Origin of the sequence: Rhizobium herbae, from assembly GCF_019511375.1 — a bacterium.
Classification (GTDB): Bacteria; Pseudomonadota; Alphaproteobacteria; order Rhizobiales; family Rhizobiaceae; genus Pararhizobium; species Pararhizobium herbae_A.
Genome location: NZ_JAEUAO010000006.1, coordinates 106,919 through 131,683, shown reverse-complemented (window position 1 = coordinate 131,683; position 24,765 = coordinate 106,919). Strand labels below are relative to the sequence as shown.

Here is a 24,765-nt window from a genome sequence, read left to right as displayed (position 1 = left end):
GCCCAACCCTTGGACGACCATTATCCACCGACGCTCGCGGTCTGCGAATGACTGCCGCCAGGCTGGGAAATCCCTGCCAAAGCTTCTCCGGTCGCCCCGTTTGCGCCCGAAGTTGCCAGATCGCCAAGCGACAATATGCCGACCAGCCGTTTGTCCCGATTGATCACGGGAAGACGCCGCAGTTGCTGATCGCCAAGATTTTCCAGCACGTCGTGCGTATCGTCGTCCTCATAGCAGTATTTGACTTCGCGGGACATTACGTCGGCGATTCTGGATTGCGGACCCAAGCCCTTGGCCACCGCGCGCACGGCAATGTCACGATCGGTGATCATGCCCACCAGCCGATCGTTTTCACGAACGGGAACAATGCCGGCGTCGATCTCGGCCATGATTGCCGCTGCCTCCTGGATTGTCTGGTCGGGGGTTGCAATGCGAACATCACGCGTCATAGCTTCGCGAACTTTCATGGCTTCCTCCTTTTCAGGTACCCTATGTTCCGGAACACGCAGCCATCGAAATTGTTCCCCCTTGAGTTTTCAGGCGCTTGGACAGCTTGGAGCTGCGCTCACAGATTGTAGATCGCCACCGCTTTAACAACGGCCGCGTTCTCTTGTGCGCCGGTTGTCCGTCGCATCGTGCGGCATTGCCCGCGGGCAATCTGCTAAACAAGCTGTCACTGTCAAAGTTTGGCCGGATTTGCCCTTACAGTCCGGGCTCCGCCTTAACACGTCGTGTCCACAGGGACGCCAGCGACGGTTTGCATTGTCGGCGGCAAAAAACGGAATGGGAGCGGACGCCGCCAAGGAGAAGTGGCAGACAAAGGCTGATCGCCTAGGGGTGTCTATGTCGAATACACGCGACCGGCAGTTGGACGGGCTGAGAGCGATTGCCGTCACGATGGTACTGTATGCGCACTTTTTCGCCGAGAATGGGGACCTGTGGGGTCACCTCGGCGTGCGTCTGTTCTTCGTGCTCAGTGGGTTCCTGATAACGCGGCTCCTTCTGGATGCGCGCGACACTGAACGCTACGAGCCGTCGACAGCATTGAAATCGTTTTATATCCGGCGAGCTCTGCGGATATTCCCTCCGTATTTCGCCATGTTGGGCTTCATCTGGGTCGTCAATCTCGAGGGTGCCCGAGCTAATCTTGCATGGCACGCGCTCTATCTGTCGAATTTCTGGTATGCGATTGAGAACGAGTGGAGCCCATGGGTTCTCTGTCACACCTGGAGCCTGAGCATCGAGGAACAGTTCTATGTTCTCTGGCCACTGGTGATCCTGCTCGCCCCCCGCCAGTTGATTGAGCGGATTTGCATCGCCGTCATAGCATGCTCGTTGGCATATCGCCTCTGTTGGCCCGTGACCGGCGCGCCGACGCTCATGCGCGACCTGCTGCCTACAGCGTCGATGGACGCCCTCGCATCGGGCGCGCTCCTTGCTGCCTATCGAGCCAGAAGCGCGTCGTGGCCGAGATGGATGAAGCTAAGCTGGATGCCCTCTATTGCTGCCGTTGTCATCCTGGCGTGGCCAAGACCGACGATGACGCCCGCACTCGACTGGGCAGCCTGGATCGGCACGGAGGTTCTTCCTCTTCTGCCGCTTACAATGCTGGTGGGATGTTGTTCGGCGGGTATTCGGGGATATTTCGGCCGCGCGGCGGAATTCACCCCACTTACGGCCCTTGGGCGCATAAGCTATGGCGTCTACCTCTTCCACCCAATCGTGCTCTCCTTGGTGGTCAAGGCGCAAGCTTGGATTCCCGTCAATGTCTCGGAGCAAGGCCCCGGACGTTTCGTGGTTGCAGGCGCAGCCACGCTGATTCTTGCCTCGCTTTCGTGGTCGCTTTTCGAAACGCGTCTCAATCGACTCAAACGGCACTTCCCTTACGTCGCTACAGCAGACCACAGCCGCGCTGGATCATTCCTGCATGCAGGCAATACGGTTGAGTGGAGTGGCGACAGAATGGCCCCCCGGTCTGTGATGCCCGCATGCAAATCCGCCGATCGCGGCAAAGCTTTCCAGACCTCCGATCTTCAATAACACGCGAGCTGAAGCATGTCCGTTCCATTGGTCTCCGTCCTGCTGCCCGTCTACAACGGCGAACCTTATCTCGCTGCGGCGCTGGAGAGCATCCTGCGTCAGGACCATGACCGCCTCGAGGTCATAGCAATCGACGATGGCTCGACCGACAGTTCTCTGGAGATCCTGCGCCGCTACCAAAGCGCCGACGATCGTATCGCGATCGTGTCGCGTGAGAACCGCGGTCTGATCGCGACTTTGAACGAAGGGTTGGCCATGGCGAAGGGCAATCTCATCGCCAGGATGGACGCCGATGACATATCCTATCCAACGCGCTTTTCGCGTCAGGTCTCCCTGTTCACCAAACAGCCTGATCTCGCCATCAGCGGCACTGGCATCGACAGACTGATCGGTACGCGAATGGTCCGCGGTACGCCAAATCCGATCTATCAGTCCGGGCAGTGGGGCATATTGTCGATGTTCTTCACCGTCTTCATGCATTCGACCGTGATGTATAACAGGAACGTCATACCGCAGGACATGCTGGCGTACGACGCAAGCTATGTCCACGCGGAAGACTTCGATCTGTTCCGACGGATTACCGCCCGCTTCCCCGCCGCCATGATCGATGACAGCCTGGTGGCATACCGCATTCATGAAGGCAGCGTCACGAACAAGCACAAACGGCTGATGCGCCGAACCCATTTGAGAATCGTCACCGAGAACCTCGAACGGAACGCTCTCATGGATGATCCGAACGTCCTTGACGATCTCGGCGTTGCCGTGACGCCGGACACTGTTCGGCGCGCGGCCGAATTCATCCTGTCCCTCCAAAGAAAAATCGAAGCGCTGCCGGCGGCGATGTCCCCAAGCTACGAGGATGGCATGTTGTGCTTTTTCTATTTCCTCTATCAACTCATCAACGATGAGGAGCAACCGCGGCTGACGCACGAATTTCTGACACGGACAGGCAAATGGCAGTCCATTCGGCGGCGCGAGCGATACGGCCTGCGCGCCGGCGCGTACGCGCCATGGTGCGGTCACCTTTCAATGGGGGTTACCAGGCGATTGGACGCGCTGGCGCGGTACATGCAGTCCGTTCCAGCCAAGATGGTATTGCTGAACAATGGTGTTGCATAGCATGGTCGCACAGTCTGTCGGAACCGTAGGAGAGCGTGGCGGCGCGATTGCGAGCCAGACCATGGCGGCCGAAAACCGTGGGCCGCGGGCAAGCTTCATAGTCTGTACGCGCAACCGGGCTGATGCACTCGAGGCCTGCATCCGGTCGATTGAGGCAGCCTGTCAGTCGCTGCCGGCTGTGACGAGCGAACTTGTGGTGGTCAACAACGCCTCGACGGACGACACTGCCCAACGATTGGCGCGTATCGCCGCAACGGCGAGTATTGCCATGACGCTTGTGATGGAACCGCGCCCCGGCCTGGCCGCGGCCCGCAATGTCGGAATAGAACGGTCACGCGGCCAAATCCTGATTTTCGTCGATGACGATTGCGAAGTCGACCGTGGTTACCTGCAGGATCTGGAGCGGCATTACGCCGCCGGAGAACGGTGCATTATCCGCGGTGGGCGTGTCGAGCTTGGTTGCCCTCGTGACCTGCCGTTCACGATCAAGCGGGCGCGGACGCGGGCGCGCTTTACCCGAGATGTCCACCCGGGCGGTTTTATATTGGGGTGCAATATGACTATGCATCGTCAGGTTGCGCTTCGAATCGGTCATTTCGACGAGCGGCTGGGGGCCGGCAGCCCACTGAAGTCGGCCGAGGACACGGACTACCTGGTGCGCGCCTTTCAGCTTGGCATTCCGATCGAATATGTCCCCGACATGGCCGTCCTTCACCATCATGGTCGAGATACGCGCGAGGCAATCGAAAGGCTTCACCGCGATTATAGTCTGGGGAACGGAGCGCTGTGCCTGAAGCACCTGGTCAAGGCTCCGTGGCTGCTTCGCCATTTTTTCTGGACCACGAGGTCAGCGTGCCACGAACTGCTGGGCGGCCCGCGGTTCGATCCGGAGGTTTCGCTATCGCATTGGCCGATCGTGTTCATGAATCTGCTTGGCGCCATCAAGTTCGCACGCCTTGCAATCACCAGACGGCCGCACGACCCCGAATTAACGCAATCAAACAGGCAGCTCATTCGCTGAGGTATCGATCATGTTGACATTCCTCCTGCCGGGTTTGCAGGTCGTGCGCCATACACTGGGTCGGCAGTGGCACCTGCTTGCAGTTGTTGTCGTGCTCGGCCTGGGCAGCGCCATACTCGAAGGCACGGGCATTGGTCTGATTATCCCGATGCTGAGCATCATTGCCGGGCAAAAGGGTGACGGTGGCGTGGGCGGACTTCCTGCCATCTTCGAGCGGGTGGGGTCGGGGCTGGACGATGGCCAGCGATTGATGGTGATCTCCGTAGCCGTCCTTGCATTGATCACGCTGAAGAACGTTCTGGCCTTTGCGAACACCGTTCTGACAAATCTCATCTATGGCAAAGCCAGTCATGCCATACGAAGCGCGCTTGCCGATCAGCTTCTGAGGATTGGATATCCATTCTTCCTGCAACAGAGCCCCGGCCGGTTGCTGAACATCATTTCCAATGAATCCTGGCGGGCGTCGGATGCGATGCAAACTGTGCTCGCGGCAACTGTGAACGCATCGGCCGCAGTTATCCTGCTCATCTTTCTCCTGCTCCTGTCATGGCAGATGACGCTGTGCGTCGCGCTTGGCCTCGTGCTCGTCCAGTTGGCACACGCCATTTTGTCGGCCAGCCTTAAAGCCCCGAGCCGCAATGTCACTTCCCTCAACAGCGAACTTGCCGCCAGGATGCTTCACCTCGTGCATGCCGGGCGGCTCATCCGCGTGTTCGGACAGGAGCAGCGCGAACAGGCAGTCTTTGAATCCGCCTCGGACGCAGTTCGCAAGGCCGGCTTTGTCCTCCAGACCCGCCAAGGGGTGCTGCCGCCGCTGACCGAAGTGCTGCACTCGGCGCTCTTTCTCGCAGCGGTCGTCAGTGCATGGCTCTTGGGAGTAACTTTTCCCGTCATTGTAGCCTTCGTCGTCCTGCTCTATCGGTTGCAACCGCACATGCGCGCCCTGCAGTTGGCATGGAGCCAATTACAGGGGTGGAGCGGCTCTCTGGAGGAGGTGCGATGGCTGTTGGACTCTTCCGACAAGCCGCCACCACCGACAGGCGACGAGCCGGCCCGCGGTTTGCGCCAGCAGATCAAGTTTGATCGGGTAACGTTTAAATACCCGGGTTCCGACGAACGGCCCATGGTCCTACACGCTGCGACCTTTGAAATCCGTCGTGGTTGCTCGACGGCAATCATCGGCCGGTCGGGCACCGGAAAGACGACGATCGTCAATCTTCTGTGTCGATTTGTAGAGCCCGATCAGGGTCACATTCTGGTGGACGGCACGCCGCTCGACAGAATCGATCCCACCCAATGGCGCAGCCAGATCGCCCTGGCCAGCCAGGATCTCGAGCTGGTGGATGGCACCATTCTGGACAATATCACCTATGGCCAAAATTCTTCGATAGCGGATGCGGAGCGTGCCGCAAGGCTTGCCGAAGCGCACGAATTTATTGAAAAACTACCCCATGGTTATGAAACTGTCGTCGGCTATAGAGGTGCAAGCCTGTCAGCCGGGCAGCGCCAGCGGATAGCACTGGCAAGAGCCCTGGTGCGGGATCCCGAGATCCTAATTCTCGATGAAGCGACAAATGCCATGGATGGCCTGTCGGAGGCGGCGATCGTCGACACGTTGAAGTCGAGGGCCGGCCGTCGAACCACGATCGTGATCAGCCACCACCGCAGCACGATTTCATTCTGCGACGAAGTCGTCATCCTTGGTGACGGCCGCGTGACGAACCAGGCGCCGTTTGCCGCCGTCGCCTCGTTGAGCATGGACCAGCTCTACGAACACGACGCGGACAAGCCACACCTGGCTTCGCGCTGACGCGCATCGCGTCAAAACGGTTGATGCGATGCGGGTTAGGCTGCTGTTCCAATGCATGTCGTTTTCCCAGAACCACGGCGACCTGCATTCAAGGTCACGCGAACCAGAAATCGCTTGCGCGCAGATCGTTCACGCCGACGACCGTGAGATCGTCTTCAGCACTAAAGTGGACGATGCTGTTTCCGCCGCTCACCTCGATATCCAGTTGATCAAAACCGTGAATGTTTTCCGCGGCGAAGGCCGTCAGGTCGATGATGTCCAGGCCACTCTCGAAATCGATGGTGTCGTGCCCCGTCTGCGGAGCAAAGACGTAGCGATCAGCACCCTGTCCTCCAATCAAGTGGTCGTCGCCGGTGCCGGCAATCAGCGTATCAGCTCCGATTCCGCCATTGAGAATATTTCCCGTTCCGCCGACGACCGTGAGCTGATCATTCCCCGCGCCGCCGTTCAGAAAACTTGTTCCGACCGAGCCGCTGGCCACGGTCGCGAGCAGCTTGTCATTGCCGGAACCACCGGCCAGATGGTTCTCCGCTCGCGAATCGTCTTCCGTAAAGGGGAGGGCCGTTACCGTCAGGAAGGCCTTTAGAAAATCGTTGCCGGCTCCGCCATTCAAGACGTTGGCAATATCGTACAAGCTGAGCCCGAGAAAACTAGGTCCGCCATGGGCATCGGCCTCGATACGTGCCGTCAGCACATCCCTTTCATTGCCTCCCGTCAACTGGTTGAGGGCTTGCACAAAGCCGCCAAGGGCGGTGGATTGCGCTTCGAGGCGGTCACATCCGTTGCCACCGTTCAAAATGTTGGTGACATCCGTCACGGTGTTCTCGCCATCGGTGGAATGGGTTGCCTCCAGCACGTCATTGCCCGTGCCGCCCCACAGTTCATTGACGCCAACCGGGGCTCGCGAGTTGGAATCCGTGACATTCAAGGCGCGCAGGAGATCATCGCCTTGTCCGCCCCTGAGGGTATTCGAGACCAACTCGGTGGAATTGGACACCCCTTTCGCTGTGGCATCGAGAACATCGTCACCGTCCCCGCCGCTCAGAACATTGATGGCTGTGGCTAAAGATCCGCTGAACTCCGTTTCGGCGCGAGCGGTGATATGGTCGTCGCCGCCGCCCCCCTGGACGGAATTCTTGGCGAAGTTGCGGTCCAGGGCACCGCGCGTATCCGCGACGGCGTCAATGATGTCATCACCGGAACCGCCGCGAATGTTCGTAGTCGCCGTTACTTTTCCAAATATCGGCAGCGCCACGTTGGCCACGGCTTTGATAACGTCGTTCCCGCAGCCGCCATCAAGTAGAATCTCTGCGCTTAATTCCCTGTCCTGAACCGTTACGACTCCGCCCTGAAGGGTTACGGTCGCATCCAGACTATCGTTGCCTTTGCCACCGAGCTGGATAGCAAGCCCATGGACAGGTTCGCTACCTTGCATAGGAACGATGACATTGGTCGTCAGGGTGTCATTACCGCGGCCGCCAATTAGCGCCGTTCGGTTGAACGCGCTGCTTAGGGCATCATCGCCATCAAGCCCGAAGACAACGTCACCTTCCGCCTCTGCGCTGAGAGCGTCGTTGCTCTGCGTGCCCATGATCGTGTCGTTGATCGGCGCAATAAGCGAGAGCCACTCAATCGCTGTCAGATCTGCAACGTGCTGGCTGATTGCCTGCATCGTCAATTGGCTCTTCGTTCCACTGAGATCGGCCATCTCGTTCTCCTTGCAATGCGGCAAGTCTTCAAAAGGCCTGGAGTCGCCGCGGCCGTGCATTGCCGCTGCCTGCGCTTAGCGAAACCACTGGGGAAGTATCAACGCCGGCCATTTTCTCACTGTTTTGCTGTTTGTCGACGCCTCCTAATTCATGCGAAACCGCTCAAACGCACTCAGCCGAAAGGCTTAACCTTCGTCTGTTTATGGGACAGAGCAGGCGCGTCACACAACCTTAAGCATGCGTTCCGGGGCGCGGCAGCGTGTTTTCGGCGCAATAGACGACAGCCACGCGGGCTCCATTTCGCAAGGGCCCACAGCCGGAGTATAACCGGCGGTCATCCACCCAATCGACAACACGTCAACTCGCCAAGATTAGCGATCGACTATTGATGAGTTTTGGCTAATTTAGATTTGTCCGGAGCCTTTGGGGCAGGCCCGGTTCTTAAAGCTAGTGCGTTTTTGACCTACCTCGAGGAATTTATCTGTTCTGCGTTTTTCTCGATCACTCGCACCCGTCACCCTTTGGGGTGGCGGGTTCTTCCGTGCATCTCACGGGTGACCGGCGCCAGCGTGCGAGCCGACAGAGCACCCGTTTGGCGCCGGTCAGCGACGCCCAAAGCTCTTTCCTTTCACATATGATGAGAGCCACAGAGGCGTTCGGGCGGCAACCCGCCCGTTGATGGAAGCCTCCAGCGATCGGCAAGACTGCCAAAACGCGCGACCATCTGGCCCACAGCGCGCATACTTGCCCGAGTTCGTCATCACGGCCCGGGTGCGGGTCGGAAAGACCCGCTCGCAGATCGAGCACCAGCAAAGATCGGGCAGCACCTGCACGCCGCCATCATGAAGGCGCCGAAATGTTCCCTCGTCCTGTTGACATGATCCTACCCGGGCTGGGGCCGGCAGCACTGATCTTCTCCGAGGCTGAAGATGTGCGTACGCGCGTGCCTTGGTTGAAAAGCGGCCAGTTTGCCTCGGTAGGCACGACCAGTTGAAGGATCCAATCTGGGTATATATTCAACAAGTCGACACAGGGGTTATTTAAGAATGAGCGATACAGATCCAGTTCCGGCACCCGAACGCAAGCGCGGTTCTGGTGTAAAGATGGTTTACGATCTGCTGCGTGACGAGATTCTTGACTTGAAGCTCGCTCCCGGCAGCATGATCGACGAGGTGCAACTCGCAGAGCGCTTCAAGATGTCTCGTACGCCGATACGCGAAGCGTTGGTGCGACTTGCCGGCGAAGGCCTCGTCGAGACATTGCCAAACCGATCGACCATCGTGTCCAACATCGACTTTCTCAATCTTAACCCATTCTTCGATGCGCTTGTTTTGATGTACCGCGCGACCACGAGGCTGGCGGCACAGAAGCGTCAACCGCAGGACCTTGCGATCATTCGCGGGTTTCACGAAGATTATGCCGAAGCGGTGAAGACCAGAGACACATTGGCAATGATAGCCACGAATGCAGCGTTCCACGCGGCGATCGCAGAGGCGGGGCGCAACCCGTATTTTACAAACTTGTTTCGCCGTTTGCTCGACGACGGCCGGCGCATTCTCAGCCTGTATTACAAGTCCTACGAGGACGAGTTCCCGCAGCGTTTCGTCGAGGAACATGCGGAAATTATCGCCGCGATCGAAGCACGTGACAGCGATCGTGCTGACCGTCTGAGCAGGATTCATGCGGAGCAGATCGTCTCGCAGATCGTTAGACTTTTCAGTCGCAAGGACCCGTTCGACATGACACTGTGACGAAAATATATTTTTCTTGTCGACAAGTAATATGCAAGATGATATAGACTTCCCTCATGGGAGGCCGTTTTCGTTACTCCGCCTCCTGCCCAGGCCCGAAAGGAGGCTGACGTGAAAGCTAAGATTTTCTCCGGAGTCATTCCCGCGCTGATGACGCCCTGCAGGCAAGACCGCACTCCAGATTTCGACGCGCTTGTACGCAAGGGTCGCGAGTTGATTGCCACCGGCATGTCTGCCGTTGTCTATTGCGGCTCGATGGGTGACTGGCCGCTCTTGAAAGACGAACAGCGGATGGAGGGCGTAGAACGCCTGGTCAAGGCCGGCATTCCGGTCATCGTTGGCACCGGCGCCATCAACACTGCCTCCGCCGTCGCGCACGCCGCGCACGCTCAGCAGGTCGGGGCACAGGGCCTCATGGTGATCCCGCGCGTCTTGTCGCGTGGTTCGGTGATCTCCGCGCAGAAGGCGCATTTCAAGGCGATCCTGTCGGCGGCACCCAACCTGCCGGCGGTGATCTACAACAGCCCGTACTACGGCTTTGCCACCCGCGCCGACCTGTTCTTTGCGCTGCGCGCAGAGCATCCGAACCTCGTCGGCTTCAAGGAGTTCGGCGGCGCGGCCGACATGCGCTATGCCGCTGAAAACATCACCAGCCGCGACGATGACGTGACGCTGATGATCGGCGTCGACACTGCCGTCTTCCACGGTTTTGTAAATTGCGGTGCAACAGGCGCGATCACCGGGATTGGCTGCGTGCTGCCCAGGGAAGTCATCCACATGTGCAACCTGTCGCAGGCCGCTGCCGCCGGTGATCCGGATGCCCGCCGGCGCGCGCTGGAGCTGGAATCGGCGCTTGCCGTCCTCTCCTCTTTTGACGAGGGCCCGGATCTCGTTCTCTACTTCAAGCACATGATGGTGCTGAAGGGCGACAAGGAATACACGCTCCACTTCAACCAGACCGACGCGCTCTCCGACAGCCAGCGCGGCTATGTCGAAGCCCAACTTCGGCTCTTCGATACCTGGTATGCCGAGTGGAGCAAGCTCCCGGGTGCGGTTGAGCAATACCTTCCAAAAAACTAGAACCTATCCCTGCCATGACGTTGCAAACTTGCGGGAAGCGCGGGTGAAATGTCGTGGCAGTCTTGCGGTCGGGCTTCGTCAACCCGGGCCTCTTGGGGTGTCGCAAGCATTTCGTTTTGTCGCTGCACTAGGGCCAGAATGGTTTCTTCGCCGTTTTGAGACCAGCGGAACTCACAGAAATCACCCTATACTTCATGCGGGGCTCCAGATTGCGGTCGGATGTGTCTGCAGGGGGCGATCGAGTCGGTAAGCATGGCTAGCATGATGCAGGTTTGACAAGCTTCCGTTTACGGTTAACCAGGGTGACCCTTGCCAGCAGCAATCATAGCACACCGCGGCTGTTCGGCCGCTTATCGTGAGAATTCCCCAGCGGCGTGGCAGGGTGCCATCGAAGCGGACGCGGATATCATCGAGATCGATATCAGGCGGTCAGCGGATGGCGTTTTCGTTTGCTGCCATGATCCTGATCTCCGGATCGCCGGATATTCTGGTTTGATCCGGCATATGACCTTTGCGGAGATTTCGGCGTTCTTGGCAGGAGGATATCCCGCAGCACCGAGCCTTGAGGAGGCGTTTTCCGTTATATCACCAGCGACCGCCATACTGTTCGACGTAAAGGATGAGAGCCATTTTGCCTTGCTGGAACTTCATAAATACAGGCATCTATTCTCCAAGCACCGGCTGATCTTTGGCCTTCATAGTCTGGAAGCGGTTGGAATCCTTCGTGGTCTAGGTGACGCTGAAATCCTCGGACTCTTGAATGGCGAAGAGACTGAGGATGAGGTGTTCTTTGACCTTGGCGGAAACATTCTTCGACTGTGGGAAAGCATGATCACAGAAAGGCGTACGAGGACCCTGCGAGACCGAGGTTGTGAGTTGTGGATGACTTCGGGGGATGGGGGACAGGCCGGGAGGTCGGAGAGTTCGACGCGAGTAGCCTGCGCAGTTATCTTGACGCCGGCATTAGCGGCTTTCTTGTCAATGATCCGAAAGCGGCTCGAGTTGCCCTAAAACCTCGCAGGCCCGGTTAGACAAATCAGGAAACCCTCCCGTGACACTTCATGAACTACTGGCGCGGGAGGACGCCACACTGTCATAGCGCTCAAACTGCAGCGACACTTTGGCCGATTGTATTTCGCTTTCGTTGCGCTCAAATCCCAATCAGGGTTCACATGGTGATTTGATGATCGAACGACTTGATATCCACAGCGCAGGCATTCCAGTCCTCTGCCGGGCCTGTGAGGCAAGGCACCGGGGCGTTTGCGGTGCGCTTGACCCGGACCAACTGGTCGCTCTTTCCAAAACCTCGTCAAGGCATCATGTGACGAGCGGTGCGGAATTGATCGGCGACACGGAAACGGTGGATGGTTTCTCCAACATCCTTTCCGGCGTCGTCAAGCTGACGAAAACGCTTTCGGATGGACGTGAACAGATTGTCGGCTTGCAATTCGCCCCCGATTTTGTGGGCCGTCCCTTCAGAGAGGAGAGCGCGCTGACAGCCCAGGCGGCGACCGACGTTTCGCTTTGCTCGTTCCCGCGCGCCACGATAGAGGGCATGCTGAAGAGGTCGCCCGGTCTCGAACACCGGTTGCTCGAGCAGACGTTGCGGGAGCTGGATGAGGCGCGCGACTGGATGGTGACGCTCGGCCGCAAGACTGCCGGCGAAAAAGTCGCAAGCTTCCTGATATTGATCGCTACCTATATCGATCCGGAGTTCGACCCGCGCTCAGGTTCGGCCGTCTTTGATTTGCCCCTGACCCGGGCTGAGATAGCGGATTTCCTCGGTCTGACCATTGAAACTGTCAGCCGGCAGTTGACGAAGCTCAAAGCGGACAAGGTCATCGAGATCGAGAACAATCGGCGTATAACCGTCGAAGATATCGAGCGCCTCAGATTTCGTGCGGGGATTTAGCAAACGCCGCCCGAACGATCGGCGCTATATGCTCCCTCTCGAAAGCAATATGCCGGCGCGTGCCTTCGAAAAAGCCGCGCAGCATGAAACCGAACATTTCGGCATTCGCAACTTCACCCTCGCGCCCGATCTTGAACAGAATCTCGGTCAGTTCATCTGCAAAGCACTCATCCTCGACATGCTCGATCCGCAAGCGCTGCGTGGTTCCCGCAGCCTTGGTGGCGTCAGGCAAGGCATCATATGCGGGGAAAATGATCGTTTCTTCCAGATGGTGAGCATGGTGGAGGAGCGGCAGGAGCGCGCTGGCGACCGTCAAGCAAGTGAGCCTTTCGACCTGTTCCGGCAGCGAATCGGCGATGTCCTCCAGCGTGCTGCACAAAGTGAGCTTTCGCTCATGCATCAAGAGCATCTCCTGGAGGGGCCCGAACATTGCCCGATCGTTTCCAAGCGGCTGGAAAGGTGCGCGGTATTGCCGCCATCCAGGACTGTATCGCCCGCCTCTCATCGACATTTGCCTCTCCCGCTTTGACGCCTGAGAAGCATTGGCCGACATCCGCGGTACCAACCTTGACATAGATCAAAGCATTTTCCTCTCGGATGCGAGACATGTGACCCCAGACATGCTTTTGGGGAAAATTCAATGAAGCACGGTTCCGCCATCATCGGGCTGGGCGTCGCCACATTCCTGGTGCTGCTCGCTGCCGGATTTGCATATGACGCGGCCTTTGCCAGTCACATGTGGGTTCTGTTTTTCGTATTGCTGATATCGGTGGTCGTGCTTTTGCGCCGCACGACCTTCGAACCGGCACTGGTCATCAACCGGTCCGCCTACATGGATGAGCCGATTCGCTATGGCGTCATCGCCACAATGTTATGGGCCGTCGTCGGTTTGCTGGTCGGCGTCATTGTTGCGTTGCAACTCGCCTATCCAGAACTCAATATCGAACCATGGTTCAATTTCGGCCGGATGCGGCCGCTGCACACTTCGGGGGTGATTTTCGCCTTCTGCGGCAACGCACTGCTGGCGACCTCTTTCTATGTGGTGCAGCGGACGTCCAGGGCACGCCTGTTCGGCGGCGATCTCGTCTGGTTCGTTTTCTGGGGCTACCAGCTGTTCATCGTTATGGCGGCGACCGGCTATCTGCTCGGGATAACCGAGGGCCGGGAATATGCGGAGCCGGAATGGTATGTCGACCTTTGGCTTACCATTGTCTGGGTTGCCTATCTGGTGGTCTTTCTCGGCACCATTCTGAAGCGTGAGGAGCCACACATTTATGTGGCGAACTGGTTCTACCTTTCCTTCATCGTCACCGTCGCAATGCTGCACGTCGTCAACAACCTGTCGATGCCGGTCTCTCTTCTCGGCACCAAAAGCTACTCGGCCTTCTCGGGCGTACAGGATGCGTTGACGCAGTGGTGGTATGGTCACAACGCGGTCGGCTTCTTCCTGACGGCTGGCTTCCTCGGCATGATGTATTATTTCGTGCCCAAGCAGGCCAACCGCCCTGTCTATTCCTATCGCCTGTCCATCATCCATTTCTGGGCGTTGATCTTCCTCTATATCTGGGCGGGGCCGCACCATCTGCATTTTACCGCGCTTCCCGACTGGGCGCAGACGCTCGGCATGGTGTTCTCGATCATGTTGTGGATGCCGTCCTGGGGCGGAATGATCAACGGACTGATGACGCTGTCGGGCGCCTGGGACAAGCTGCGAACCGACCCGATCATCCGTATGATGGTCGCAGCAATCGCCTTCTACGGCATGTCGACCTTCGAAGGGCCGATGATGTCGATCAAAACGGTCAACTCCCTGTCTCACTACACAGACTGGACCATCGGCCACGTCCATTCCGGCGCGCTCGGCTGGAACGGCCTGATCGCCTTTGCGGCACTTTACTACATGGTGCCGAAGCTGTGGAACCGCGAAAGGCTCTATTCGATGCGGATGGTAAGCTGGCATTTCTGGTGTGCAACGCTCGGCATCGTCATCTATGCGGCGGTGATGTGGGTCGCTGGCATCCAGCAGGGATTGATGTGGCGCGAGCATGATGAGCAAGGCTTCCTCGTCTACTCCTTCGTCGAAAGCGTTGCAGCGCTGCATCCCTACTATCTGATCCGGGCGCTCGGCGGCGGGCTTTACCTGGCGGGAGCGCTGATCATGGCATGGAACGTCGCAATGACGATCCTCGGTTATCAACGCGATGAAGAGCCCATCGGCGGCGCGATTCCCGCCATGCAGCCTGCAGAATAGGGGGACTTCCATGTCATTGTTGGACAAACACGCGATTATCGAACGCAACGCAACCCTGCTTCTCGTCGGTTCTCTTCTGGTCGTGACGATCGGCGGTATCGTCGAGATTGCTCCGCTGTTCTACCTCCAGAACACGATCGAGAAAGCCGAAGGCATGCGGCCCTATTCGCCGCTGGAGCTCGCCGGCCGCAACATCTACGTCCGCGAGGGTTGCTATGTCTGCCATAGCCAGATGATCCGGCCCTTCCGCGACGAAGTGGAGCGCTACGGACATTACAGCCTGGCAGCGGAATCCATGTACGATCATCCGTTCCAGTGGGGTTCCAAGCGAACCGGGCCGGACCTTGCGCGTGTCGGCGACCGGTATTCCAACGAATGGCATGCCCAGCACCTGATCGAGCCGCGCGCCGTGGTGCCGGAGTCGATCATGCCGAGCTACGCGTTTCTGAAAACGACGCCGCTCGATGTCGGGAATATGGCCTCGCATCTCAAGGCGAATGCAGCCGTCGCCGTGCCTTACACGCAGGAGATGATCGACAATGCCGGGGCGGACCTCAGGGCACAGGCCGATCCGAACGCCGATACGTCCGGGCTCGAAGCCCGGTACCCGAAGGCCAAGGTCGGCGATTTCGACGGCGACCCGCAGCAGCTTACCGAGATGGACGCCCTGATCGCCTATCTCCAGATGCTCGGCACGCTCGTCGATTTCAAGACCTACGTTGAAACCGGTGCTGACCGGTAGGGGGCCGCAATGGACTATCACATCATGCGGACATTTGCGGATAGCTGGGGGCTTCTCGCAATGCTGCTGTTTTTCATCGGCGCCTCGATCTTCGCCTTCCGTCCCGGCAGCAAGGTGCTGAGCGAGGAAGCTGCCCGCATCCCCCTGAAGGATGACTGACATGAGCGACAAACATATCGACAAGATTTCCGGCGTTTCGACCACCGGACACGAGTGGGATGGAATACGCGAGCTGAACAATCCAATGCCGCGGTGGTGGGTTTGGACGTTCTATGCGACCATTTTCTGGGGACTCGCCTATACCATCGTCTATCCCGCATGGCCCCTTCTTACCTCCTCAACCAAAGGTCTCTTCGGTTATTCGAGCCGCGCAGAGGTCGTCCAGGACATGGCCGCCGCGGACGCCTTAAGGAGCAGCTATGTGGAGGTGATCAAGGGCAAGACGATCAACGACATCCTCGCCGATGACACACTGCGCTCGATCGCAGTCTCGGCGGGAGGCGCGGCGTTCAAGGTGAACTGCGTCCAATGCCATGGATCGGGTGCCCAAGGCTCGTCCGGATATCCGAACCTGAACGACGATGACTGGTTATGGGGAGGCAAGGCGGACGCGATCCAGCAAACGATCAACCATGGCATCCGCTTTGCCGGTGACAGCCAGACGCGCGATTCCGTGATGCCCGCCTTCGCGGATGTCCTTGACCGGAAACAGATTCAAGAAGTCAGCAGCTACGTCGCCAGCCTCACCGGCACGGCTGCCGACCAAAGCAATATTGCGCAGGGTGCGGTCATCTTCGCGGACAACTGCGCGGCCTGCCATGGCGCAGATGCCAAGGGCAATCGCGAGCTCGGAGCACCCGATCTGACCGACGCCATCTGGCTGAATGGCTCCGGCGAGGCCGCGATCGCAGCCCAAGTGAAGTCTCCGAAGATGGGCGTCATGCCGGCCTGGGGCGATCGCCTCGGCGAAACGGCGGTAAAAGAGCTTGCCGTATTCGTCCACTCGCTCGGGGGTAGCGAGTGACGAACATGTCCGACGCGTTTTGATTTCGATCAAGGCGCGTCGGACATCGTTTCCGCATGGTGGGCACGTCAATTGATGCATGGGTGCGCGCGATGCGTGTCGATGACGCAACCTTTTTAAACTGGTGCCCAGATGCAGGATCAAAGCGAAATCATTCGGCTGGAAGCAGATGCCGTCAATTCAGCCAGGACTCGCCAGCCCCTCTATGCGCCGCGCCGCAAGATATTTCCAAAGCGAGCTTCGGGTGACTTTCGCCGATTCAAATGGATCGTCATGGCGATCACGCTCGGCATCTACTATTTGACCCCGTGGCTGCGATGGGACCGTGGTCCTTTCGCGCCGGACCAGGCTGTGCTGATCGATCTGGCGAACCGCCGCTTCTACTTCTTCTTCATCGAGATCTGGCCGCAGGAGTTTTTCTTCGTGGCAGGTCTCTTGGTCATGGCTGGGATCGGGCTGTTTCTCGTCACCTCCACGGTTGGACGCGCCTGGTGTGGGTACACCTGTCCGCAAACCGTCTGGGTTGATCTGTTCCTCGTTGTGGAGCGTGCGATCGAGGGGGATCGCAATGCGCGGATCAAGCTTGATGCCGCACCCTGGTCGTTTACGAAAATTGCGACCCGGGTGACCAAGCATACCATCTGGCTTTGCATCGCAGTCGCGACGGGCGGCGCGTGGATATTCTATTTCGCCGACGCGCCGAAACTCGTCGCCGATTTCGTCACAGGCGAGGCGGCTGCCCCCGCCTACATGACCGTCGCCATCCTGACCGCGACCACCTATATGTTCGGCGGGCTGATGCGGGAGCAGGTCTGCACCTACATGTGCCCCTGGCCGCGCATTCAGGCCGCCATGCTCGATGAAACGTCGCTGACAGTCACTTATAATGACTGGCGTGGCGAGCCGCGATCGCGCCACGCCAAAAGGATGGCTTTGGCCGGCGAAAGCATCGGCGACTGCGTTGACTGCAACGCCTGCGTTGCCGTGTGCCCGATGGGCATCGACATTCGCGATGGGCAGCAGCTCGAATGCATCACCTGCGCCTTATGCATCGACGCCTGCGACGGCGTGATGGACAAACTGGGCAAGGAACGCGGGCTGATCTCCTACACAACCCTGAACGATTATAACGCCAATATGGCGCTTGCCACCGCTGGGGGCACCCGCCCCGTCAATCCGGCTCTTGTTCGCGATCCGGACGGCCGGCTTTCCAACACGGTGGCACACATCAGCCTGCGCAAGCTCTTCCGGCCGCGAACCCTGATCTATCTGGGCGTCTGGAGCGCAATCGGCCTGTTCATGGTCTATGCGCTGCTGACCCGTAACCGGCTGGAACTGAACGTTCTGCACGACCGAAATCCTCAGTTCGTCGTGCTGTCCGACGGCTCCATCCGAAACGGTTACACACTGAAACTCCTCAACATGGTGCCCCGGCAGCGCAACGTCCGGCTCTCCCTGACGGGGTCTCTTCCTGCAGCGTCCATGTCGATGCTGGGGAGTGGCAAACTGGAAGGAGGGGCATTCGATATCGAACTTGAGCCCGACCGGTTGAAGACGATCAAGGTATTCGTCCGACAAGCCGCAGGGCAGGCGGCCGGCCCTCTTCAGGAATTCAAGTTCATCGTCGAAGACAGTGCCGGCGGTGAACGTGCGGACTACACGGCAACCTTCAACGCACCGGAGACAGGGCAATGAAAATCACGAACGATGTGCCGCGGACGTTCACCGGAATGCACATGCTGGTCATCATGATTGCCTTCTTTGCCATCATCATCGCCGTCAACGTTGCCATGGCAAGCCTCGCGCGGTCTTCATGGTCCGGCCTCGTGGTCAAAAACTCCTACGTCGCCGGCCAGGACTTCAACCGGAGGCTCAAGGAAAGCCGTGAGCAACTGGCTCTTGGTTACAAGGGTACGCTGACGACCAGCCAGGACGAGATCACCTACGCGCTGGTGGATGCACAAGGCAAGGCGATGAGGATCGCATCCGTCCGCGCTTCTTTCAGCCATCCCGTTTATGAAGCGGCCGACTGGTCGATTGATCTTGTGTCGCGGGACGGCAAGACTTTTTCCGGACGCCACGGCCTGCGCGACGGTGTCTGGATCGTGACTACCGAAAGCGACATCGGTCTGGCACGGCCCTATGCCGAGGTCAGACGCGTTACCATCAGCGGCGGAGTGATCCAATGAGTTGCTGCGCGCCTGCCATCGACATGATGCTTGACATGGAACGGGCAAAAAGCGCGGGTCCTTCCGATGACGAGATATTGCTGGCGCGCCGGCAGCTTGGGAACGGGCTGAGCCAGATTGAATTGGCTGTGCCCTCCGTCCATTGCGCCGCCTGCATCCAGGCCATTGAAACCAGTCTTTCCCAGCTAACGAATATCGAAAGCGTCCGCGTCAATCTGTCGACAAAGAGGGTCTCGGTGACCTGGCGTGGCAGTGCCGTTCCGGGCATCGTCCCAACGCTGGCGCGCCTCGGCTATCCGGTTCACCTTGCCGACGAGTTTACGTCCGAGAAGGACGGAACTCTCTCTGAATTGATCACCGCCGTCGCTGTCGCCGGCTTTGCGACGGGCAATATCATGCTTCTGTCGGTCTCTGTCTGGGCAGGAGCCGATGGCCCGACGCGCGACCTGTTTCATTGGCTGTCAGCCCTCATCGCGGTTCCCGTCATGGCCTTTGCCGGAAGGATCTATTTCCGCTCTGCGTGGAATGCGCTGCGGCACGGGCGCATGAACATGGATGTGCCGATTTCGCTCGGTGTTACGCTCGCCTATTCGATGAGCCTGTACGAGACGATCACCCACGGGCACCATGCCTATTTTGACGCCTCGGTTTCGCTGCTGTTCTTTCTCCTGATCGGCCGGACGCTCGATCATCTCATGCGCGATCGTGCGCGAGCCGCGGTCAGCGGGCTTGTTCGCCTGTCTCCACGCGGGGCCATCGTCATTGCGCCGGATGGCCGGCGCAGTTACACGGCCTTGGCAGAGATCGAGCCCGGCATGCGGCTGTTCATTGCGGCCGGCGAGCGTATCCCCGTAAACGCGATCGTCGTCGAGGGCCGTTCAAACCTCGATTGCTCGCTTGTGACGGGAGAGAGCGGCTCGCAGGGCATCGAGCCCGGCAGCGCTGTCTTGGCCGGCGTACAGAACCTCACAGGGCCGCTAATCATAGAGGTCACCGCTGCGGCCAAGAATTCATTTCTCGCCGAGATGGTGCGGTTGATGGAGGCTGCCGAGCAGGGCAAAGGCGCCTACCGGCGCATCGCCGACCGGGTGTCGTCGCTCTATTCGCCTGTCGTGCATGTAACTGCACTCCTCAGCTTTCTCGGCTGGATGGCCGCGACGGGAGACTGGCACCTGTCGATCACGGTCGCGATTGCCGTGCTGATCATTACATGCCCCTGTGCACTCGGTCTTGCAGTTCCGATCGTTCAGGTGGTCGCGGCGCGCCGACTTTTCGAAAACGGCATCCTGGTGAAGGACGGTTCCGCCATGGAGCGGCTGGCCGAAATCGATACAGTCGTCTTTGACAAAACCGGGACGCTCACTATGGGGCGACCGGGGCTGCGGGATGTGACATTTTTGGAGGAACACGACCTGACGATGGCCGCAAGCCTCGCCGCTTTTTCCCGTCATCCAGCTTCCGTCGCAATCGATACGGCTTTTTCCGTGCGGTCACGCAAGCGGGTGCCGTATGAGAATGTCGTCGAGCAGCCGGGCCTTGGTATTGAGGCGACGCTTGACGGCAGGCGCTGCAGGCTCGGCAGGATGTCCTGGGCCTTGGAGGATAGCGAAATCCAGGATTCACGGGCCGGAACCGCATTTAGCATCGATGGTGCCTTGCGCGCCTCGTTCGACTTTGTCGATAGCCTTCGTGACGATGCTAAGGCGGCCGTTCGTGAACTGGCCGGGACTGGCCTGTCGCTGGAGATTCTCTCTGGCGACAAGGCGCCGGCGGTCGCGCAGGTCGCCGGGCTGTTGTCCATCGGCATGTTCAATGCGTCGGTCCTGCCGAGCGGAAAGGTCGACCGTCTCGCCAAGCTCTGTGCCGCCGGCAAGAAGGTGCTGATGGTTGGCGACGGCTTGAACGACGCGCCTGCACTTTCTACGGCACATGTCTCCATGGCGCCCGCGACGGGAGCCGACATCGGTCGCAACGCGGCCGATTTCGTCTTTCTGCGTGATAGCCTGATGGCGGTGCCGTTGTCCGTAGAGATCGCTCGCAACGCTGACCGGTTGATAAGGCAGAATTTCGCCCTGGCAGTCATCTACAATCTGATAGCCGTTCCGATCGCCATTCTCGGCTTTGTTACGCCGCTGATTGCGGCCATCGCCATGTCCGGCTCATCCCTTATCGTCATTGGCAACGCGCTGCGGCTTCGTGCCAGGAAGAGAGGTCCTTCAGTTTTATGGCCGGCCTTTGGCAGGTCTACTCCACCAGCCCGGGAGAGCATAGTGTAATGGCAACGTTGGTCTACCTCCTTCCCATCGCCTTGTTTCTGGGCGCTCTTGGTCTCGGCGCCTTTCTCTGGGCCCTGCGCACCGGGCAGTACGATGATCTCGACGGGGCCGCCGAACGCGTCCTGATCGATGCTGATCCCAAAGGCGAGCCGTAAAAACAAAGCGAGGAAAACCCGATCATCTGCAAAGGGACAGCAGGCATGTACTCCGTATCGTTCAAATCAGATGGAGCGTCACATGCACGACCCCGCGCTCTTTCTTCGTCGTCATGCGCAAGCCGCTTTTCTTGAACACTGCCAGCATCGGGGTATTTTCCGGCAGGACCTCGGCGATCAGTTCCTTGATCCCCGCTTCGCGAGCAATCGCGGTGACATGGCGCATCAGTGCCCCGCCCACACCCTGGCCCTGACATTGGTCGGCAACGGTGAAAGCGACTTCGGCCTGCTCTGGCCCTACCACGATGTAGCGTCCGGCGCCCACGATGACGGGGCGCCCGCCTTGTTCTGTTACTGCGACCAAGGCCACGTGATCGACAAAATCTACGTCAACGAAAAAAGCGATTTCCCGCTCCGTAAAGCTGTGCCTTGGCGCAAAGAAGCGTCGGCGGAGAGATTCCGCGGAACTGCGGCCAACGGCTTCAGCAAATTCGCCCCGGTCGCTGGGGCTCAGCGCGCGAATTTCGATGCGACGTCCGTCCGGCAACACCTCTATCACCGAATACTGAGCGGCTTCCGTCATGAAATCGGTCCGATCGTTTCGCAGCGCCACGTAAGGTTCTCAAAAGTCGTATCCCATTTTGAGCAGTTACGGGCATCGGGGCAAGCTTTGATCGCTGAGCCCGCGGCCACTTCAGCGAGTGCTCTTTCCTGAGAACGAAGCGCATCGTGGCACAAGGTATCGGTGCGTGTGCTGAGTTGATGCGAGCAGGGAAGATTTTCAAACAAAGTGACAGCGCTCGCGCGTAAGGATATCATGACGCTTGCCAATTCCGGGACGTCTTCGGCGACCGCTTCATTGTTCAATTCGCGGCCGCGATGCGAGGCTGCAATGTGACCTGGATTTGGCACCCTTAGTCTTTGTAACGGCACGACCAATCGACTTGTCAGAGGATTGTGAATGACCCCAAGCCAGATAGTGGCGCGGGGTTTCAAATCGCGTCTCTGCCGACAGGCAGGTGGCACGACGGGTCTCCTTTAAAAAAAGGGAAACGCCATGAATAAGGGCTTGTTGTCAAAGGGACAGGAAGGGCTCTCTAGACGGGAGCTTCTCGTCATGGTTGGGGCCGCCGCCGGCACTCTTGCAAGTTATAGCGATGCTGCCTGGGCGGCTGAGCAAAGCACGATAGCGGTCGATGAGGTCGGGCCGGGCGAGGACATCTTTACGTATATACGCCGAGTCAAGGGGGATTTTGATCGAACACTTTACCAGCAGGTGGTCGGCGCTGCGAATGACTTCAAGGAGGGAGATCGAGCCATTGGAGCAGCGGCCGTGGATGACGCAACGCGGAACAATGCGCGCACGCTTCTGGCAAACACGAAGATCGGAGATCTCTACCAGCACCCGCTTTTTGAGGACGACCTCCAACGGTTGATCTGGCAGACCACGGACCAGGCCCAGTATGCAAAGGTCAAGGACTGGACCATGGGCCAGTTGAAGGAGTTTCTGCTGGCTGAGCCAGAGGCCGCGATCAAAGGCATCATGAACGGCCTGACCAGCGACACGATCGGCTGCATCCCAAAGCTGATGAGCAACGAAGAGCTCATCGCTTTGGGTCAGAAGATCTTCAATGTTCTGCCGGGTACCAAGATGGGGGCAAAGGGATACATGGGTGCTCGAATCCAGCCCAATTCTCCTACAGATCATCCCGAGGACGTGGTTTGGCAGGTTTTCGATGCATTTTCTTATGCAACGGGCGATATCGTTATCGGAACCAACCCGGTGGACAGCACGGTCAAGAGCGTCGCTGCAGTTGAACAGGCGCTCAAGGACGTCGTCGATACCTTCAAGTTGAACGAAACGATTCCCTGGTGTGTGCTAGCCCATATCGATGTCCAGGCAGACGTGAGCGAAGGTCATCCGGGAACGGTTGCCACGATGTTCCAGAGCCTTGCTGGAACAGATGACTGCAACAAGATCTTTGATATTACGATTGAGAAGATCCTGAAGTATGCGCGCGCCAAGAAGGGAGAAAGATACGGGCTCTACTTCGAAACCGGGCAGGGCTCCGAATTTACAAACGGCGCAGCAAACGGCGTCGATATGATGGTCCTCGAGTCCCGAAAGTATGGCTTCAGCAGGGCTGTGGGAATAGAACTCGCAAAGGTGCAGCCCAGGGGCGCATGGCTTCATATCAACGATGTTGCCGGATTCATTGGGCCGGAGGTCTTCGGGAGCCGCGAACAGCTGGTCAGGTGCTGCCTGGAGGATATTGCCATGGGCAAACTCCATGGGCTGACCATCGGTCTGGATATCTGTACCACCCTGCATATGACGGTCAGCCTGGAAGATCTGGATTGGTGCCAGGACCGGATCATGCCGGCCAATCCTGTTTACCTGATAGCGCTGCCCACCAAAAGCGATCCGATGTTGAGCTATCTCACCACGTCGTTCCAGGATCACGTCCGGCTGAGGGAAAAATTCGGCTTCAAGGTCAACGATGCAATGTGGGATTTCTACAAGCGGATCGGGATCGTTGATGAGGGCAACAAATATACCGTGAACTATGGCGATCCGCTGTGGGTGTACTACCAGTACCGTCTTGCCAAGGGTGACACGCGGTCCAGGGACGCCGTCTATGCGGAAGGCCGGCAGAAAATGCAGGAAGTCGAAGGGAGGGGGGTCGACCTGGCTACCGGACACGGCGAGAATATATGGGATCTGAATCCAGAGCTCGCGGCCAAGGTCAAGGGCTTATACGACGATGCCAAGCAGTCTCTCTGGGCCGAGCTTACGTCCGAGTTTGTCGCTGCCATTCCTGATGTCGTGCCGGTCCGAACCTTATCGCAGGACCGCAACGACTATATCGCCCATCCAGGCACGGGTGAAATACTGAGCCCTGAAGCGATTGCCGAACTCGAAAGAATAAGGGATTCGTGGGGGGACGATCCGCCCCAGGGCCAGATCGTCATATCCGATGGCTTGAACGCCAAGGCCATCATGGACGACGGACATCTTGCGCCCTTCCTGGAAGAAATGCGCAGATTGCTTGCCGAGGCAGGCGTCTCTGTGAGCGACAAGAACATCCTCGTCACCAGCGGAAGGGTGCGGGCCGGCTATCGGATCGGCGAAGTGCTCTTCGAGAAGGCTGAACCCAATAGTTTCCGGGGGATTCTCCACGTCATAGGCGAACGGCCAGGAACCATGCACCACGCCTACTCGGTCTATATCACTGTTGCCAAAGGCAGGGGATGGTCTGAAAAGAAGATCGATCACGACATGACCAAACTTGTGAGCAATGTCGCAGATACGGCCTTGCCGCCGAAGGAAGCGGCCAGGGAGACTTTGACGATTATCAGGGAAATCGTCGGCAAAGAGGTGAACGGCAGCCGGCGGTACCGGACATAGGAACCAGTGCCGCGTGTGGCCGGTCAGATACGCGGAGACTTGTGTCGAAGCATTCGTCGTCATTCAGCAGGTCATCGTCTACGAACGGGACCTCGGCCCGAAGAGGCGGCGGCGTGCGGGCGCTGCCGTGAACAATACGTCCCATGAGGCATCCTTTTCCAGGAGCCAGGATCAATAATGCCACTTCGGCGCAACTAGCGTCTCAGATCGCTGGCTTGCCCCGACGCCCGTAGTTGCTCAAGTGTTTTGCCCAAACAAGTTCCCCCGATTGGTTCGC

At 58.6% G+C, this 24,765-nt stretch carries 23 protein-coding genes; 18 read left to right on the top strand and 5 right to left on the bottom strand.

Annotation, left to right across the window (positions count from 1 at the left end):
- Nucleotides 1-20: 20 nt before the first annotated feature.
- Entirely contained in the window at nucleotides 21-467 is a 447-nt protein-coding gene (locus tag JNB71_RS21360; RefSeq protein WP_220373794.1) for a CBS domain-containing protein, read from the bottom strand.
- Nucleotides 468-843: 376 nt separating this feature from the next.
- On the opposite strand from JNB71_RS21360, the gene JNB71_RS21355 reads away from it, so the two are divergent.
- From JNB71_RS21355 to JNB71_RS21340, 4 genes are all read left to right on the top strand, one after another.
- Nucleotides 844-2,040, top strand: coding sequence for an acyltransferase family protein (locus JNB71_RS21355; RefSeq protein WP_220373793.1), 1,197 nt, complete (start codon nucleotides 844-846; stop codon nucleotides 2,038-2,040).
- Between the two features lie 15 nt (nucleotides 2,041-2,055).
- Nucleotides 2,056-3,159, top strand: a complete 1,104-nt coding sequence (locus JNB71_RS21350) for a glycosyltransferase family 2 protein (RefSeq protein WP_220373792.1) — start codon at nucleotides 2,056-2,058, stop codon at nucleotides 3,157-3,159.
- A gap of 61 nt (nucleotides 3,160-3,220) precedes the next feature.
- A complete protein-coding gene (locus JNB71_RS21345) occupies nucleotides 3,221-4,180 on the top strand; it encodes a glycosyltransferase family 2 protein (RefSeq protein ID WP_220373791.1) in 960 nt (319 codons plus the stop codon).
- A gap of 10 nt (nucleotides 4,181-4,190) precedes the next feature.
- Nucleotides 4,191-5,990, top strand: coding sequence for an ABC transporter ATP-binding protein (locus JNB71_RS21340; RefSeq protein ID WP_220373790.1), 1,800 nt, complete (start codon nucleotides 4,191-4,193; stop codon nucleotides 5,988-5,990).
- A gap of 94 nt (nucleotides 5,991-6,084) precedes the next feature.
- Here the strand turns inward: JNB71_RS21340 and JNB71_RS21335 are convergent, their stop codons facing one another.
- On the bottom strand, nucleotides 6,085-7,698 hold the full coding sequence (locus JNB71_RS21335) for a calcium-binding protein (RefSeq protein ID WP_220373789.1): 1,614 nt from the start codon (nucleotides 7,696-7,698) through the stop codon (nucleotides 6,085-6,087).
- 603 nt (nucleotides 7,699-8,301) lie between these two features.
- Nucleotides 8,302-8,607, bottom strand: a complete 306-nt coding sequence (locus JNB71_RS21330; RefSeq protein WP_346657296.1) for an aconitase X — start codon at nucleotides 8,605-8,607, stop codon at nucleotides 8,302-8,304.
- Between the two features lie 138 nt (nucleotides 8,608-8,745).
- On the opposite strand from JNB71_RS21330, the gene JNB71_RS21325 reads away from it, so the two are divergent.
- The 4 genes from JNB71_RS21325 to JNB71_RS21310 all read left to right on the top strand — a co-directional run bounded on the left by JNB71_RS21325 (nucleotide 8,746) and on the right by JNB71_RS21310 (nucleotide 12,442).
- The gene (locus JNB71_RS21325) at nucleotides 8,746-9,450 is read left to right on the top strand and encodes a GntR family transcriptional regulator (protein WP_220373788.1); all 705 of its coding nucleotides are present in this window, start codon (nucleotides 8,746-8,748) and stop codon (nucleotides 9,448-9,450) included.
- 111 nt (nucleotides 9,451-9,561) lie between these two features.
- A complete protein-coding gene (locus tag JNB71_RS21320; protein ID WP_220373787.1) occupies nucleotides 9,562-10,530 on the top strand; it encodes a dihydrodipicolinate synthase family protein in 969 nt (322 codons plus the stop codon).
- Nucleotides 10,531-10,839: 309 nt separating this feature from the next.
- The gene (locus JNB71_RS21315; protein WP_220373786.1) at nucleotides 10,840-11,541 is read left to right on the top strand and encodes a glycerophosphodiester phosphodiesterase; all 702 of its coding nucleotides are present in this window, start codon (nucleotides 10,840-10,842) and stop codon (nucleotides 11,539-11,541) included.
- Between the two features lie 172 nt (nucleotides 11,542-11,713).
- Entirely contained in the window at nucleotides 11,714-12,442 is a 729-nt protein-coding gene (locus JNB71_RS21310; RefSeq protein WP_220373785.1) for a Crp/Fnr family transcriptional regulator, read from the top strand.
- Here the strand turns inward: JNB71_RS21310 and JNB71_RS21305 are convergent.
- A complete protein-coding gene (locus tag JNB71_RS21305) occupies nucleotides 12,420-12,995 on the bottom strand; it encodes a hemerythrin domain-containing protein (RefSeq protein WP_223215948.1) in 576 nt (191 codons plus the stop codon). The genes JNB71_RS21310 and JNB71_RS21305 overlap by 23 nt on opposite strands.
- Nucleotides 12,996-13,082: 87 nt before the next feature.
- On the opposite strand from JNB71_RS21305, the gene ccoN reads away from it, so the two are divergent.
- From ccoN to ccoS, 8 genes are all read left to right on the top strand, one after another.
- A complete protein-coding gene (gene ccoN, locus JNB71_RS21300) occupies nucleotides 13,083-14,693 on the top strand; it encodes a cytochrome-c oxidase, cbb3-type subunit I (RefSeq protein ID WP_220373784.1) in 1,611 nt (536 codons plus the stop codon).
- Nucleotides 14,694-14,703: 10 nt separating this feature from the next.
- A complete protein-coding gene (gene ccoO, locus JNB71_RS21295) occupies nucleotides 14,704-15,435 on the top strand; it encodes a cytochrome-c oxidase, cbb3-type subunit II (RefSeq protein ID WP_220373783.1) in 732 nt (243 codons plus the stop codon).
- A 9-nt stretch (nucleotides 15,436-15,444) separates the two neighbouring features.
- Nucleotides 15,445-15,594 carry a cbb3-type cytochrome c oxidase subunit 3 gene (locus JNB71_RS21290; protein ID WP_220373782.1) on the top strand — a complete coding sequence of 50 codons (150 nt, stop codon included), beginning with the start codon at nucleotides 15,445-15,447 and terminating at the stop codon, nucleotides 15,592-15,594.
- A 1-nt stretch (nucleotide 15,595) separates the two neighbouring features.
- Complete coding sequence (gene ccoP, locus JNB71_RS21285; protein ID WP_220373781.1) at nucleotides 15,596-16,459, top strand: cytochrome-c oxidase, cbb3-type subunit III; 864 nt, start codon at nucleotides 15,596-15,598, stop codon at nucleotides 16,457-16,459.
- Nucleotides 16,460-16,591: 132 nt separating this feature from the next.
- Nucleotides 16,592-18,154 (top strand): cytochrome c oxidase accessory protein CcoG, encoded by a 1,563-nt coding sequence (gene ccoG / locus JNB71_RS21280; RefSeq protein ID WP_220373780.1) that lies wholly within the window; start codon nucleotides 16,592-16,594, stop codon nucleotides 18,152-18,154.
- On the top strand, nucleotides 18,151-18,648 hold the full coding sequence (locus tag JNB71_RS21275; RefSeq protein ID WP_220373779.1) for a FixH family protein: 498 nt from the start codon (nucleotides 18,151-18,153) through the stop codon (nucleotides 18,646-18,648). The genes ccoG and JNB71_RS21275 overlap by 4 nt, the downstream gene beginning before the upstream one ends.
- Nucleotides 18,645-20,924 carry a cation-translocating P-type ATPase gene (locus JNB71_RS21270; RefSeq protein ID WP_220373778.1) on the top strand — a complete coding sequence of 760 codons (2,280 nt, stop codon included), beginning with the start codon at nucleotides 18,645-18,647 and terminating at the stop codon, nucleotides 20,922-20,924. Before JNB71_RS21275 ends, JNB71_RS21270 begins: the two co-directional genes overlap by 4 nt.
- Entirely contained in the window at nucleotides 20,924-21,079 is a 156-nt protein-coding gene (gene ccoS / locus JNB71_RS21265; RefSeq protein ID WP_220373777.1) for a cbb3-type cytochrome oxidase assembly protein CcoS, read from the top strand. The genes JNB71_RS21270 and ccoS overlap by 1 nt, the downstream gene beginning before the upstream one ends.
- 61 nt (nucleotides 21,080-21,140) lie before the next feature.
- Here ccoS and JNB71_RS21260 read toward each other — a convergent pair whose 3' ends face one another.
- Nucleotides 21,141-21,662 (bottom strand): GNAT family N-acetyltransferase, encoded by a 522-nt coding sequence (locus JNB71_RS21260; RefSeq protein ID WP_220373776.1) that lies wholly within the window; start codon nucleotides 21,660-21,662, stop codon nucleotides 21,141-21,143.
- A gap of 474 nt (nucleotides 21,663-22,136) precedes the next feature.
- Between JNB71_RS21260 and eutB the strand changes: the two genes are divergently transcribed.
- Nucleotides 22,137-24,488, top strand: a complete 2,352-nt coding sequence (eutB, locus tag JNB71_RS21255; RefSeq protein WP_220373775.1) for an ethanolamine ammonia-lyase subunit EutB — start codon at nucleotides 22,137-22,139, stop codon at nucleotides 24,486-24,488.
- Nucleotides 24,489-24,501: 13 nt separating this feature from the next.
- The gene (locus JNB71_RS24860) at nucleotides 24,502-24,666 is read left to right on the top strand and encodes a DUF2950 family protein (RefSeq protein ID WP_220373774.1); all 165 of its coding nucleotides are present in this window, start codon (nucleotides 24,502-24,504) and stop codon (nucleotides 24,664-24,666) included.
- Nucleotides 24,667-24,765: the final 99 nt, after the last annotated feature.